Raw genomic sequence first — 430 nt, forward strand, 5'->3', positions numbered from 1 at the left:
CAACACAAATGTTTCTCATAATTTAGCTTCTGGAGAATATAATATCAGAAGAAGTCAATGTGAAGAAGGGGTTAGAGTTATAAAGCAAAAATATGCTGAAGTACATTCTTTACGTGATGTTTCCAAAGACTTATTAAATGAATTTAAAGATGAGCTTTCTGAAGTTATTTTTAATAGATGTAAATATGTAGTAGAAGAAAAACAACGCGTCTTAAACTCCGTAGAAGCATTAAAAAAATCATTGTTACATAAGCTTGGCGAAAACATGTATAAAACCCATGAAGGGTTACAAAATCTCTATGAAGTCAGTTGTTCTGAATTAGACTTTTTAGTCGATTTTTCTAAAAAATATGACGAAGTTATTGGAGCTAGAATGATGGGAGGTGGTTTTGGTGGTTGTACCATTAATATTATACACCGAGATGCCGTA

At 31.6% G+C, this 430-nt stretch carries 1 protein-coding gene; it reads left to right on the plus strand.

Annotated elements, in window-relative coordinates:
• A partial coding sequence (locus EGM88_RS15590) for a galactokinase (RefSeq protein WP_394336882.1) occupies window positions 1-430 on the plus strand: 430 nt, incomplete at both ends.

The sequence above is a fragment of the Aureibaculum marinum genome, from assembly GCF_003813905.1.
In the GTDB taxonomy this organism is placed as follows: Bacteria; Bacteroidota; Bacteroidia; order Flavobacteriales; family Flavobacteriaceae; genus Aureibaculum; species Aureibaculum marinum.